12 protein-coding genes are annotated in these 12,529 nt (G+C 65.3%); 5 read left to right on the forward strand and 7 right to left on the reverse strand.

Annotation, left to right across the window (positions count from 1 at the left end; genetic code table 11):
- The first annotated feature begins 69 nt into the window (after positions 1-69).
- From C0456_RS07580 to gmk, 5 genes are all read left to right on the forward strand, one after another.
- Positions 70-303 (forward strand): acyl carrier protein, encoded by a 234-nt coding sequence (locus C0456_RS07580; protein ID WP_035596381.1) that lies wholly within the window; start codon positions 70-72, stop codon positions 301-303.
- A gap of 15 nt (positions 304-318) precedes the next feature.
- Positions 319-1,605 carry a beta-ketoacyl-ACP synthase II gene (fabF, locus tag C0456_RS07585; RefSeq protein WP_291050219.1) on the forward strand — a complete coding sequence of 429 codons (1,287 nt, stop codon included), beginning with the start codon at positions 319-321 and terminating at the stop codon, positions 1,603-1,605.
- A 203-nt stretch (positions 1,606-1,808) separates the two neighbouring features.
- Entirely contained in the window at positions 1,809-2,846 is a 1,038-nt protein-coding gene (gene mltG / locus C0456_RS07590) for an endolytic transglycosylase MltG (protein ID WP_291050221.1), read from the forward strand.
- Positions 2,846-3,730, forward strand: coding sequence for a YicC/YloC family endoribonuclease (locus tag C0456_RS07595; protein ID WP_291050223.1), 885 nt, complete (start codon positions 2,846-2,848; stop codon positions 3,728-3,730). The genes mltG and C0456_RS07595 overlap by 1 nt, the downstream gene beginning before the upstream one ends.
- Positions 3,720-4,373: a guanylate kinase gene (gene gmk, locus C0456_RS07600; RefSeq protein WP_291050225.1), complete on the forward strand. Its 654-nt coding sequence runs from the start codon at positions 3,720-3,722 to the stop codon at positions 4,371-4,373. The genes C0456_RS07595 and gmk overlap by 11 nt, the downstream gene beginning before the upstream one ends.
- Before the next feature lie 40 nt (positions 4,374-4,413).
- Here gmk and rsmA read toward each other — a convergent pair whose 3' ends face one another.
- The 7 genes from rsmA to C0456_RS07635 all read right to left on the reverse strand — a co-directional run bounded on the left by rsmA (position 4,414) and on the right by C0456_RS07635 (position 12,529).
- Positions 4,414-5,274, reverse strand: a complete 861-nt coding sequence (gene rsmA / locus C0456_RS07605; protein WP_291050227.1) for a 16S rRNA (adenine(1518)-N(6)/adenine(1519)-N(6))-dimethyltransferase RsmA — start codon at positions 5,272-5,274, stop codon at positions 4,414-4,416.
- Entirely contained in the window at positions 5,271-6,278 is a 1,008-nt protein-coding gene (gene pdxA, locus C0456_RS07610) for a 4-hydroxythreonine-4-phosphate dehydrogenase PdxA (RefSeq protein ID WP_291050229.1), read from the reverse strand. Before pdxA ends, rsmA begins: the two co-directional genes overlap by 4 nt.
- A 51-nt stretch (positions 6,279-6,329) precedes the next feature.
- Positions 6,330-7,577: a peptidylprolyl isomerase gene (locus tag C0456_RS07615; RefSeq protein WP_291050231.1), complete on the reverse strand. Its 1,248-nt coding sequence runs from the start codon at positions 7,575-7,577 to the stop codon at positions 6,330-6,332.
- 142 nt (positions 7,578-7,719) lie between these two features.
- On the reverse strand, positions 7,720-9,900 hold the full coding sequence (locus tag C0456_RS07620) for an LPS assembly protein LptD (protein WP_291050232.1): 2,181 nt from the start codon (positions 9,898-9,900) through the stop codon (positions 7,720-7,722).
- Between the two features lie 259 nt (positions 9,901-10,159).
- The gene (gene dprA / locus C0456_RS07625) at positions 10,160-11,275 is read right to left on the reverse strand and encodes a DNA-processing protein DprA (protein ID WP_291050234.1); all 1,116 of its coding nucleotides are present in this window, start codon (positions 11,273-11,275) and stop codon (positions 10,160-10,162) included.
- Positions 11,272-11,895 (reverse strand): glycerol-3-phosphate 1-O-acyltransferase PlsY, encoded by a 624-nt coding sequence (gene plsY / locus C0456_RS07630; RefSeq protein WP_291050236.1) that lies wholly within the window; start codon positions 11,893-11,895, stop codon positions 11,272-11,274. The genes dprA and plsY overlap by 4 nt, the downstream gene beginning before the upstream one ends.
- A 235-nt stretch (positions 11,896-12,130) precedes the next feature.
- The gene (locus C0456_RS07635) at positions 12,131-12,529 is read right to left on the reverse strand and encodes a PIN domain-containing protein (RefSeq protein WP_291050238.1); all 399 of its coding nucleotides are present in this window, start codon (positions 12,527-12,529) and stop codon (positions 12,131-12,133) included.

A 12,529-nucleotide genomic window follows, 5' to 3' on the forward strand; every position in this document is an offset into this window, starting at 1 on the left:
GTGTGTGCTAGGCGCAACACCAATGGTTCGCATGAGGACCAGTCATCAGACATATCGAGAGAGGTATTCATGTCTGACGTTTTTGAACGTGTGAAGAAAATCGTAGTCGAGAACCTCGACGTGGATGCGGACAAGGTCGTGGAAAGCGCAAGCTTCATCGATGACCTGGGTGCAGACTCGCTGGACCTCGTCGAACTCGTGATGGCTTTCGAAGAAGAGTTCAACATCGAGATCCCTGATGACGTGCAGGAGTCGATCCGTTCGGTCGGTGACGCCGTCTCGCACATCAAGGCTCACGTCTAAGACGCGGGGCCAAGGATGTCGGAGCGTCGAGTCGTCATTACCGGTATCGGTATCGTGTCACCGCTTGCAAATGGCCGTGAGGCTACGTGGGAGCGGCTGATTGCCGGTAAATCCGGAGCAGGCAAGATTGACGCCTTCGATGCGTCCGACATGCCGTGCAAGATCGCCTTCCAGGTTCCGTGGGCCTCTGGCCGCGGCGGCGGGGCGGGCGATCCGCATGCCTTCGATCCTGACAAGGTGCTCTCCGCCAAGGAGCAGCGCCGGATCGACGAATTCATTCTTTACGGGATCGCCGCTGCGGACGAAGCCCTCGAGGATTCCGGCTGGAAGCCGGAGACCGAAGAGGAAAAGGAACGTTCCGGCGTCATGATCGGCTCGGGCATCGGCGGCCTGGAATCGATCTATGATACGGCGATTACCCTGCACGAGCATGGCCCGCGCAAGGTCAGCCCGTTCTTCATTCCCTCGGCGCTGATCAACCTGGCCTCCGGGCAGGTGTCCATCCGCCACGGCCTGAAGGGGCCCAACCATTCGGTGGTGACGGCCTGTGCCACCGGGGCTCACGCCATTGGCGATTCTGCCCGCCTGATTAAGTATGGCGATGCCGATGTCATGCTGGCGGGCGGCGCCGAAGCCGTGATCGGCCGGATTGGCATTGCCGGCTTCTGCGCGGCCAAGGCCATGTCCACCAATTTCAACGAGACGCCCGAAAAGGCCTCGCGCCCCTATGACAAGGACCGCGACGGCTTCGTGATGGGCGAAGGCGCGGCTGTTCTGGTGCTCGAAGAGTATGAGCACGCCAAGAAGCGCGGCGCGAAGATCTATGCCGAAGTCCTCGGCTATGGCCTGACGGGCGACGCCTACCACATCACGGCCCCTGCCGAGGGCGCCGAGGGCGGCTACCGTGCCATGAAGATGGCGCTGAAGAATGCCAAGATCGACCCGTCGGAGATCGATTATGTCAACGCGCACGGCACCTCCACGCCCAAGGGCGATGAAGGCGAGGCCGGCGCTGTCGAGCGGGCATTTGGCGATCACGCCAAGAACCTGTCGATGTCATCGACCAAATCGGCGGTCGGGCACCTGCTCGGCGCGGCTGGGGCGATCGAGGCGGCGTTCTGCGCCCTCGCGATTCGCGATCAGGTGATGCCGCCGACGCTGAACCTCGACAATCCGAGCTTCGAGACGGTGATCGACCTCATCCCGCACAAGGCCAAGAAGGGCCAGGTGCGCGCGGCCATGTCCAACAGCTTCGGCTTTGGCGGCACGAACGCCTCGCTGGTGCTGCGCAAGGTCGACTGACGCCTCGCGCGAGCGTCTGACGCTTTTGAATAAACCGCTGGCTGTAAAGCCGGCGGTTTTTTCATTTTGCCTGACAGCGCGCCGACTCATGGCAAGGTTCATGACATATCGGTTATTGCCTGATCCGGCTGCGGAGTATGCTTTTCGCAGGCCACATGGCCGGGTTAGAACTCCGCGCTGGGACACGCGAACAAGAGGCCTGCATGGGATTCCTGAGAACGCTCCTTACCTGGGTGTTTGTGCTCGCATTCATTGCGGCCGCTGCGCTTGTGGCCGGCTGGGTGTGGATCAACAACGAGATGACCCGGCCGGGGCCTCTGCAGGACGAGATCGTCTTCATGGTGACGGAGGGCGACACGCTGACGGCGGTGGCCTCGCGGCTTGAAGAACAGGGCATCATCACCGATGGCCGCATCCTGCTGCTCAAGAGCCGGATCGACAAGGAGATGCAGGGCACCGTGCCCCATGTGAAGGTGGGCGAGTATGTTCTCGACCCCGGCATCAGCATGGCGGGCGTGCTGGCGATCCTCACCGAGGGCCGCTCCATTCTCCACAGGATCACCCTGCCGGAAGGGCGCACGACCGCGCAGCTACTGCGCATCATCGAGGCGCATGAGGCGCTGGTGGGCGATATGCCCGAAGTGTTGCCCGAGGAGGGCACGCTTCTTCCGGACACCTATCTTTTCCACCGCGGCATGACGCGCCAGCAGCTGATCGACAAGGTGCAGAAGGCGCAGGCTGATGTGCTGGCAGAGCTGTGGCCGCAGCGGGCTGAGGGCCTGCTGCTGGAGACGCCGTATGAAGCGGTGATCCTGGCCTCCATCGTGGAGAAGGAAACGGGCATTGCGGAGGAGCGCGACGAGATTGCCGCCCTCTTCACCACGCGCCTCAAAAAGGGGATGCGCCTGCAGAGCGATCCGACGATCATCTATGGCATTTCGCAGGGCGAGCCGCTCTACAACAGCAAGGGCCAGCGCCGCACACTGCTCCGTTCCGAGATTGACCGGCATACCGAGTGGAACACCTATCAGATTGACGGCCTGCCCAAGACGCCGATCTGCAATCCGGGCCGGGAGGCGATCGCGGCTGTGCTGAACCCTCCGGATACGGAATATCTGTTTTTCGTGGCGGACGGGAAAGGCGGGCATCTCTTCGCCAGGACGCTGGCCGAACATAACCGCAATGTTGCGGCTTACCGCGCCTATGAGCGCAGAGAAATCGAACGGGAGCGGTCTAACTGATGGGCGCATTGTCTGGGATGACGGGGTTCGCGCGGGTGACCGGCGAAGCGGGCTGGGGCGGATGGGCCTGGGAGGCGAAAAGCGTCAATGGCCGCTCGCTGGATGTGCGGGTGAATGTGCCGCCGGGCGCCGAAGCGCTGGAGCGGGAGGTCAAGGCCATGGCGGCGGCGCGGTTCAATCGCGGCTCGCTGCAGGTGGGCCTGCGGATTGAGCTGTCTGCATCCGGCGCCAATGCCGTGATCAATGACGCGCTGCTGACCGAGCTGGCGCAGGCGGCGCGCAAGGTTTCGGGCCGTGAGCTGTCGTCCGAGGCGATTGCGACGCTGATGGGGGTGAAGGGCGTGGTCGATGCCGGCGCCACCTCCACGCGGGATGTGATGGACGAAGAGACGATCGCGGCGCTGACGGCGGGCGCGGCGCATGCGCTGGACGGGCTCGCCGAAGGGCGCCGGGCCGAGGGCGCGTCGCTGGAGACGCTGCTGGGCGATCTGCTGAATGAGATGGAGCGTCTGAAGGGCGAGGCCGAGACATTTGCGGGCGCCCAGCCAGAACTCATCCGCGCGAAGCTGACCAAGCAGCTGGAAGACCTCGACCGGGAAGGCAGGGTGGACGCCGAGCGCTATGCGGCAGAGGTGGCGCTGTCGGCGGCCAAGGCCGATGTGCGCGAGGAGCTGGACCGGCTGGCGGCGCATATCCGGACGGGCCGCGAGCTGCTGAAGGCAGGCTCGCCGGCGGGGCGGAAGCTGGATTTCCTGGCGCAGGAGCTGAACCGGGAAGCCAATACGCTCTGCTCGAAATCCCTCAGCCTCGATTTGACGAATGCCGGCCTTGGCCTCAAAGGGGTGATCGACCAGTTCAAGGAGCAATCGGCCAATGTCGAATAGCGGACATCCCAAGGACAGCGGCCACCGGCGCGGATTGATGCTGGTGCTGTCGAGCCCGTCGGGGGCGGGCAAGACGACGCTGTCGAAGATGCTGCTGGACGAGTTTCTCGATGTGAAGCTGTCGGTTTCGGCCACCACGCGCCCGCCGCGGCCGAACGAGGTGGACGGGAAGGACTATTACTTCAAGACGCCTGAAGAGTTTCACAAGATGATCGAGCGGCGCGAGTTTCTCGAATGGGCGCAGGTGTTTGACAAGCATTACGGCACGCCGAAGGCCGACACGGTGGCGCGGCTTGAGGCGGGCGAGGACGTGCTGTTCGATGTGGACTGGCAGGGCGCCGACGCGCTGCATGACCAGATGCCGAATGATGTGGTGTCGGTATTCATCCTGCCGCCGAGCATCGAGGCGCTGCAGGCGCGGCTGATGGGCCGGGAAGGCTCGACACCGGAAATGGTGGCCCGCCGCATGGACGACGCCAAGCGCGAGATCATGCACTGGCGGCGCTATGACTATGTGATCGTCAATGACAAGCTGGAAGTGGCCTATCAGCGCCTCAAGCGTATTCTGCTGACGGAGCGTCTGAAGCGGCTGCGCCAGCTCGACCTTGAGGATCATGTGCGGGCGCTGCTGGGCGAGGCTTAGCGTAGTAGCCCCTTCTCCCGAGGGAGAGGGGCTTCAGGGGCTAGGCGAGGCTTTCGGCGAGTTTGCGGAATTCGGCCTGGGTGAGCGTTTCGGCGCGGGCGGTGGGGTTGATGCCGCAGTCTTCCAGCCAGGCTTCAGCCTTCATGCCGCGCTTCTTGGCGAAGGGTTTGAGGGCGGCGCGCAGCATCTTGCGGCGCTGGCCGAAGGCGGCGCCGGCGATCTGTTCGAGAAGCGCGAGATGTTCGAAGCGTTCGCCGGGCGGCAGCGGCTCGAACTCCACCACGGCGCTGTCCACCTTCGGCGGCGGGCGGAAGGCGCCCGGCGGCAGGGTGAAGGCGATGCGGGGGCGGGTGACGGCCTGCGAGATGACGGCGAGGCGGCCATAGGCATCGGTATCGGGCCTCGCGCAGATGCGGTCCGCCACTTCCTTCTGGAACATCAGCGCCATGCGCCCGCGCCAGTCGCCGGCTTTGAGCCAGTCGATCAAAAGGGGCGTGCCGACATTGTAGGGAAGGTTGGCGATGATCATCACGGGCGTCTTCGCGCCCGCTTCGGTCAGCACCTTTTCCCAGTGAACCTTGCGGGCGTCGCGCGCGATCACCTGCAGCTTGCCGGATTTCGCTTCGGGCCAGCTGAGCAGCGCTTCGGAAAAGCGCGGATCGGTCTCCACGGCGATCAGCAGGGCGGGTTCCTCGTTCAGGATCGCGCGGGTGAGGCCGCCGGGGCCGGGGCCGACCTCTATGACGGTTTGCCCCTTGAGGGAGCCGGCGGCATTGGCGGCGCGCTTCAGGATGCTGGGATCAAACAGGAAGTGCTGGCCGAGCGCCTTGCGCGCCGGGGCGTCAGTGAGGGCGGGCGTTTCCCCGGTGTCCTCATCATAACTGTCGGTGTTGTCGCTCATGCGGCGTTCCTTGCGCGGTGGGCGGCCTGTTCGCGGGCGGCGTGGAGGGCCGCGATCAGGCTGTCAGGTTTGGCAGTGCCGGCGGCGGCCGCGTCATAGGCGGTGCCATGGTCCGGGCTGGTGCGGATGAGGGGCAGGCCGAGCGTGGTGTTGACGCCGCCCCACATGTCCAGCGTCTTGACCGGGATCAGGCCCTGATCATGGGTCATGGCGATGACCGCATCAAACCGCCCGGAGAGGGCTTCGGCAAACACCGTGTCGCCGGGGCGGGCATCGGAGATGTCGATGCCTTCGGCGCGCAGCCGGGCGGCGGCGGGATTGATGATCTCGATTTCCTCGCGGCCGATCGTGCCATCCTCGCCCGCATGAGGGTTGAGGCCGGTGAAGGCGAGGCGGGGGGCGGGCAGGCCGAAATTCTGTTTCAGGGCGGCGTGCGTGATGCGGGCGATGCGCGGCAGGCGGCCATCGGCCAGCGCGGCGGGCACGGCAGTGTAGGGCATATGGATGGTGGCGAGCGCCACGCGCAGGCCGCCGCCGGTGAGCATCATCACAGGCTCGGGCGCGGCCCGGCCTTCCGGCGCGCAGAGGTCTGCAATGAATTCGGTATGGCCGGGAAAGCGGAAGCCCTGGCCATAGAGCAGCGCCTTGTTGATCGGGTTGGTGACCACCGCGCCGGCAAGGCCGCGCAGGGCGTGACCGGTGGCCAGCGTGATGGCGGCGATGATGCCGGCGGCGGTTTCCGGATCCGGCGTGCCGGGAGTGACGGGGCGGGCGTTTTCCAGCGCCAGAACCGGCAGGGCGCGCGGGAAGACGGCGGCCGCCTCTGCGGGCGCGGCGATGATTTCCACAGGCACGCCGGGGTAAAGCCCCGGCCAGCCGATGACATAAAAGGTGTTGGCGGGGTCAGCGTGCAGCGCCTTCCAGGCAGCCATGGTGATCTGCGGCCCGCAACCGGCCGGGTCGCCCATCGACAGGGCAAGGGGAAGTGCAGAGGGCGTGGTCACGCGCCGGGGTGTCGCGCCAATTGCGCGGCGGATCAAGCGGTTTCGCCTGTCCTAGCGGTAGATGATGGTGGCGAGGCGGCGCGCGTTGCGCAGTTCGCGCTCGGAAATCATGTTGAGTTCGCGCGATTTCAGCGAGCCTTTGAGATCTTCGCGGGAGGGCAGCGCCTCGGCGCCATCTTCGCGGCGGCAGACATACATCACGGCGAGGCCGGAGCTGACCGCGAAAATCTCGGTCGGGCTGCCAACGTCTGCGGCCAGAACCAGGCTGCGGCCTTCGGGGCCAAGTTCCTCGACATTGATGTCGGTGATGTCCTGAGCGCGGAGGGTGGAGCGGGAGTTGGCGACGGACTGGACCTCATCGCAGCTTTTGATGCGGCTGATGGCTTCGGTGAGGGTGGCTTCGGCCCCGTCGGTGGCGACAAGGCGTTTGAGGTCCACGCGGGTGACCGGCTCGGCCGGTTCACGCTTGCCGCCGACCAGGATGATGTAGATGCCGTTGTCAGTCTGGACCGGCTCGAGAAGGCCGTTTCCGGAAGACGCGCGCACGGCGGCCGCAATGGCCGGATCAAGGTCGTCGGTGGTGACCCAGCCCATGTCGCCGCCAGCAGCCGAGGTGGGGGCGGAGGAAATACGCTGGGCGGCGACGCGGAAGTCGGCGCCCTGATTGAGCTGGGCGATGATGGATTGCGCTGCCGGCAGGGCCTCGGCCTTGGTGGCCTCATCGGGCGCATAGAGGAAGATTTCGCCGAGCCGGTACTGGGTCTTCCTGGAAGCGGCGCGCAGGCGGGAGAGCTGGTCGTCGACCTGATTCTCGGAGATGCGGATACGGTTGCCATAGAGGCCGCTCATCAGGCGGTTCCAGGCGATTTCGGCGCGCATCTGCTCTTCCAGGCTGACCGGGTTGACGCCCGAGGCCGTCAGCTGCTGGCGCAGAACTTCGCCGGAAAGGCCCGCATCGGCGGCCATATCACGCACTGCGGCGTCGATTTCGCGGGGATCCACCTCGACCTTGTATTCCGCCACGCGATCAAGCTGGAGCTTTTCGTCGACCAGCTGTTCCAGCGCCTGGCTGGTGATCTGCTGCACCTGTTCCTGGGTGGGGTTGGCCGCGCCGATCGTCAGCAGCAGCAGACGGGCGCGCTGGCGCACATCGGAATAGGAGATGGGCTTGTCATTCACGATGGCGGCAATGCCTTCGAGGGTCTGCCGGTCTGATTCCTGCGCGCTGGCGGGCGACACCGGGGCGCTGAGCGCGCTGATCGCCGCAAAAGCTGCTGCCAAGAACACAACACGTACCATACGACGTCTCCATGGCCCCCAGAACCGGGAAATTAAGCCTGTTTTTCGCTTGCCGACCTTACAAGTCTCGTCTCATCGCGCAACGCGCCGCTACAGTCATCAGCGAAGTTTGCTGCAGTTCGTTTTTTGTGTGGGAACCGGTTCAGAAGCCGTTGGAGCCGAAATTGCCGAGCGACAGCAGCGAGAAACGGATCTGGAAGCTCTCCTGCGGCCCGAGCGTCCGGTCGCGCACCTCTGAGCGGTCATAGATGATCTCGAAACGGGCGCAGTCGTCGGTATAGGCCAGGCCGATTTCCTGACGTGTATCGACATTGCGGCTGATGTCGCGCAGCTGGCCGAAAATGATCGAATAGCGGCTGGTTATGTCGATTTCGCCGCGCAGGTAGATGCCTTCATCGGAGGTTCCGGCCGGGCTGATGCGTTCGTCGATCTTGTAATACTGGCCGACCCCGCGGAAGCGGTTGAAGGAGGTGGAGGCGCGCATATCGAGCCGGCTGAGCGACAGGTCGTCCTCGTTCAGGCGCACGCGCGAGTTGAGCTGCAGCGCCTGTCCCATCTTCAGGCTGGCGGAGGCAAGCCAGTCTGAGGAGGTGCCATTGAGGTTGCTGGCGACATCAAAGTTCGGATCGACGCGGGAGCGCCAGCGGCGCCCGACCGTGGTGGAGATTTCCGTGCCGTTCTTCCAGATCGCGCGCGCGGTGATGCCGGCGCTCAGCTTTCCGTCGCCTTCGTAAAGGTCGTAATTTCCAACGCCATTGGGTTCAAACAGGCTGGATTCGTCGAATTCGTAGAGCAGGCTGTCTTCCACCGGGATGGCGGGGTCGTTCACATTCGAGAAGCCCCAGGCCGCCATCACGGCCGGTTCAAGCATCAGATCCACGCTCTTGCCCCGGCGGATCAGCGGATAGGCGAGCGTGGCGCCCGTATTGCCCACGGCGCGGGCCACCGAATCCTTGCCGCTGACGGCTTCGTCCAGCAGGTAATAGTCGCCGCGCAGCTCTGCGAAGGGCTTGAAGGTGAAGCCGCCGGGCAGGATTTTCATCGTGCTCCAGTCCCCGCCGAGGCTGACGCGGTGGCTGTCGGCGCCGACTTCCCGGGTGAGGATGGCCGAAGAGGCGTTGACGGAGGCAAAGCCCAGATCGCCCATATCCCAGTATTTCTCGGCATAGGCGAGGGGCGCGACATTGGGCAGGCGGGCGGCATCATCCTCGCCGCGCAGGCCCTGGAAGTTCAGGACAGCCGCGTCTGTGTAATAGCTGTCGCCCTGGCCGGTGACGAACACCTGGGAGAGCAGGCGGCGCGGCTGGTTTGAATAGAGGCCCCGCTTGGCGTTCTGATTGCTGATCCGGTAGCGCAGGTCGTAGAGGTCGTCCGTCTGGGTTTCCAGGCCGAAGCCCCACTGCCAGCCCGGCGTGATCGTGAACAGGCCATTGCCATAGAGGTGGCCGCGGAAGGACTCTTCGCCGAAGGTCTGCCCGTTGCTGTCAAAATCCGCTTCGTGGGTGAAGCTGCCCTCCAGACTGACGGCGCCGGAATAGAACCGTTTGCGCGCTTCCACCCCGATCAGCGGGTTCACCTTCTGGTAAACGGTGGGCGAAATCGTGATGTCGGAATAGTCTGAAACGGCCCAGTAATAGGGCTGTTTGTAGAAGCCGCCCACCATCGTGGAGAGGCCGGCATTGGGCATCAGGAATCCTGAGCGGCGCTCGGAATTGGGATCGGGGTGAGACAGATAGGGCAGGTAGAATACCGGGACGCCGGCCACTTCGAGCACCGCGTCACGGTAGGAGATCATCTGCGTTTCTTCGTCCAGCACCGCGCGGCGCGCCCGGATCTGCCAGGTAGGCTTCTTGTCTTCGCAGACAGGGCAGGCGGTATAGACGATATGCTCCATGGCATTGATGCCATCGGAGCGGCGGATGGCGGATTTGGCGGCGACGGAGGCATTGCCTTCCAGCCGGGCCGAATAGCCGATGGCATAGCCATCGGAGAGGTTGGGGCCGACATCGACCTCATCGGCGAATTGCTGGCTGCCATCGGCCTCGATGATGATGACATTCCCCGAAGCGCGGGCGCGCTCGGTGGTGCGGTCATAGATCAGCCGGTCAGCGCGCAGGATGCGGCCCTGATAGAGGGCTTCGACATTGCCTTCGGCGATGATCGTGTTGTCGGCGGAGTTTTCGTAGACCGTATCGGCCTCCAGAACCACGCGTTCGTCCGTGGTGGCTGCAGGCGTGCCGGTTTCAGGGCCACTCTGGGCATGGGCCGCGACGGGCAGGACCGCCGAAAATCCGGCGAGCAGCGCATAGTGAGACCATTTCACCACAGATGGCATCCTGAACAACCCGTACACAACGCCCCACCCGGCATCCGGCGCCGCGTTTTTCCCGAAAGGTGAGGCTTAGAGAGGAACCGCCGGGGCGTCCAGCCATCCAATTGCCGGTATATGCTTTCGGGCCATTACAGTGCTGTCAGGCCACAGCCGAACCTTACCATTCCCTGACAATTCAAGGCGCGAGCAGGCACAGACAAGGACAGGGCGCGGACATTTGCGGACAAATCCGGACATTTCCGGACAGGTTTCAGACAGCCCGCGCCGCCAGGCCGCCGGGGAAGGTGATCGCCTCGCCGGCAAGTTCCAGCTCCATCAGGATGGCCCCGACACGGGCGGCGTGGATGCCCGTGGCGCGGGCGATCTCGTCCAGCGGCATGGCATGGGGGCTGAGCGCTTCGCGGACGCGGGCGGTTTCAGACGGCGGGATGGGATCGCCGCCGCCATGGACCGGATCATACATTTCCGCCGGGGGCGCGGAGACCTGCAGCAGGGGCAGGCTGCTCAGCACTTCCAGCACATCGCCGGCATGGCGGACCAGGGCCGCGCCGTTGCGGATGAGGTTGTTGGTGCCTGCCGCGCGCGGATCGAGCGGGGAGCCGGGGACGGCCATCACCTCGCGGCCCTGTTCATTCGCGACACGGGCAGAGATCAGCGAGCCGGAGCGCTCGGCCGCTTCTACCACCACGGTGCCGCGGGCAAGGCCGGTGATGATGCGGTTGCGGCGGGGGAAGTCCTGCGCCTTGGCGCGGTGGCCGAAGGGCATTTCGGAGAGGATGAGGCCCTGCTGGGCGATTTCGGCATAGAGCCGGTCATGCTGGGGCGGGTAGACGTGATCGATGCCGCCGCCGAGCACGGCGATGGTGCCGGTGGAGAGGCTGGCGGCGTGGGCCTCCCCGTCAATGCCGAGGGCGAGGCCGGAGACGATGGTGTAGCCGGCCTTCCCAAGGCCAGCGGCCATATCCCGCGCGATCTTGCGGCCGGCGGCAGACGCATTGCGCGCGCCGACGATGGCGCAGCTGGGCTGGGCAGCGAGGGCGGCATTGCCCAGCAGGGTGAGCGCCGGGGGCGGGGGATCAAGCGCGCGCAGGAGGGCGGGGAAGTCCGGCTCGCAGCTCGCCACGATGCGGGCGCCATATCGGGTGGCCGCGTCGATCTCGCGGGCGATACTGTCCGCAGACGGAATGGCGACGGATTTGCCGCGCAGGGCGCGGCTGGCGATTTCCGGCAGGGCGGTGAGCGCGCGCCCGGCATCGCCATAGCGGCCGATCAGCTGGGCGAAGGTGACCGGGCCGACGTTTTGTGTGCGCGCCAGGCGCAGCCAGTCAAGGCGTTCCCCATCGGTGAGGGGACGCGCCAGCGTCATTCTCCGGCGGCGTCTTTCTTCTTGGCGCCGAAGCGGGGCTCAGTGCCTGCAAGCAGGCGGCCGATATTGGCCCGGTGCGTCCAGAAGACGAGTACGGAGAGGGCGGCAAGGCCGCCGAGGATCACCGGGCTGCGCTCTCCCAGAAGATACGCTCCCGGAGGAACGGCGACGGCGGCGGTGAGCGCCGAAAGCGAGGAAATGCGCGTGAGGGCGAACATGCCGAGCCAGACCGGCGCGCCTACGACGAGGCCGTGCAGCGGCGTGATGAAGAGGAGCAGGCCGGCATAGGTGGCCACGCCCTTGCCGCCCTTGAACTTTAGCCAGAGGGGATAGCAATGGCCGAGGAAGGCAGCGGCGCCCGCGACCATGCCCGCTTCGCGCCCCGCGATCAGCGTGAAGGCGAGGGCGACGAGGCCGGCCTTCAGGCTGTCGAGCAGGAGGGTGGCGAGGGCCAGATCCTTGCGGCCTGTGCGCAGGACGTTTGTGGCGCCGATGCTTTTCGAGCCGATCTCGCGGATGTCTCCGAGGCCGGCGGCCTTGACCAGGACGAGGCCAAACGGGATCGACCCGGCGAGATAGCCCGCCACCGCCGCGACTGCGTAAATTGCCCATTCCGGCATGTGTGCTGGTTCCTCGCCCGACCCTGTTGAGGGCAAGGTTTAGGGGGGCGGGGGGGAAGGGGCAAGTGGGCAGGCGTTGTGGTCTGCTGAGAGCTGCCCCACCCCAACCCTCCCCACATCCGTGGGGAGGGGGCCTGTTGCTCTGTGGGGATAGGTAAGCTCTCCAACGGCACGACCTTACCCCCTCCCCATGACTATGGGGAGGGTTGGGGTGGGGGTCGGGGATTGGGAAAGCCTACTTCAACAGCCGCATCCCCGCTTCCTTTGCGGCGTTGCGGTCGAAGGTGACGGTTTCGCTTGCGCCGGCGAGGCTGGCGGTTTCGGTGATGAGGGCGTCGGCGAAGTCGGCCGAGGAAGACGCCATGTAGACGCCGAGCGCCCGGTAGGCGGCTTCGGCGTTCTCGACGATGAGTTCAGACGAGCGGAGCAGGCCTTCGAGGACGCGGGCAATGTCTCCGCGCGGGGCCTTGTAGGCACGGGCGAGCACCCAGCTGATTTCGGCCAGGACGACGGCGCTGATGAAGCCGGGGCGGTCTTTCGTCAGGCGCGAGATGAAACGTGTGGCGGCGGCAGACTGGGCGGCATCATCCTGCACGAGGAAGCGGATGACGATATTGGTGTCGAGGCCGGTCAT

Origin of the sequence: Hyphomonas sp., assembly GCF_013823385.1 — a bacterium.
Lineage (GTDB): Bacteria > Pseudomonadota > Alphaproteobacteria > Caulobacterales > Hyphomonadaceae > Hyphomonas.

Excerpts from the sequence above, each read along its gene's own strand:
- C0456_RS07580 (WP_035596381.1), top strand. The coding sequence starts at position 70 with ATGTCTGACGTTTTTGAACGTGTGAAGAAAATCGTAGTCGAGAACCTC.
- fabF (WP_291050219.1), top strand. The coding sequence starts at position 319 with ATGTCGGAGCGTCGAGTCGTCATTACCGGTATCGGTATCGTGTCACCG.
- mltG (WP_291050221.1), top strand. The coding sequence starts at position 1,809 with ATGGGATTCCTGAGAACGCTCCTTACCTGGGTGTTTGTGCTCGCATTC.
- C0456_RS07595 (WP_291050223.1), top strand. The coding sequence starts at position 2,846 with ATGGGCGCATTGTCTGGGATGACGGGGTTCGCGCGGGTGACCGGCGAA.
- gmk (WP_291050225.1), top strand. The coding sequence starts at position 3,720 with ATGTCGAATAGCGGACATCCCAAGGACAGCGGCCACCGGCGCGGATTG.
- rsmA (WP_291050227.1), bottom strand. The coding sequence starts at position 5,274 with ATGAGCGACAACACCGACAGTTATGATGAGGACACCGGGGAAACGCCC.
- C0456_RS07615 (WP_291050231.1), bottom strand. The coding sequence starts at position 7,577 with ATGGTACGTGTTGTGTTCTTGGCAGCAGCTTTTGCGGCGATCAGCGCG.
- dprA (WP_291050234.1), bottom strand. The coding sequence starts at position 11,275 with ATGACGCTGGCGCGTCCCCTCACCGATGGGGAACGCCTTGACTGGCTG.
- plsY (WP_291050236.1), bottom strand. The coding sequence starts at position 11,895 with ATGCCGGAATGGGCAATTTACGCAGTCGCGGCGGTGGCGGGCTATCTC.
- C0456_RS07635 (WP_291050238.1), bottom strand. The coding sequence starts at position 12,529 with ATGACCGGCCTCGACACCAATATCGTCATCCGCTTCCTCGTGCAGGAT.